1 protein-coding gene is annotated in these 348 nt (G+C 48.9%); it reads left to right on the top strand.

The window, feature by feature from the left end:
- Positions 1 to 86 precede the first annotated feature (86 nt).
- Positions 87 to 348 (top strand): hypothetical protein (locus ACNPNW_RS06195; RefSeq protein ID WP_448766739.1); only part of this gene is annotated, 262 nt, incomplete at its 3' end.

Raw genomic sequence — 348 nt, 5'->3', positions numbered from 1 at the left:
ATGTGACTCCGCACCGGACGTGGGAAGAAGGATATACGGAACTTCAGCATGTGACGAGGCAGCATGAGTTTGTAACGGGGATGTTCGTGCAAGCAAAGTTAAATATGAGGGCCTTGCTGGATCAGGTTTTCCCGGAATATGAGAAGGTTTTTAGTAACCTATTCTCGGCGACGTCTCTACACGTGCTTGCCCGTTGCTTGGAAGACCAAGCAGAGGATCTTCATGGAATCATCCAAAAAAACGCAGGGAAATCACATTCTAAGAAGTGGGCAGAAGTGAAGACAGAACACCTTAGGGAAGTATTGTCCCGCTGGAGTGAGGAGCCAAAGAGTCCTGCGCAAACCTCTG

Source organism: Acinetobacter endophylla (assembly GCF_053543775.1).
Note: the sequence above shows the minus strand (reverse complement) of the source record. Positions and strands in the feature narration are given on the sequence as shown.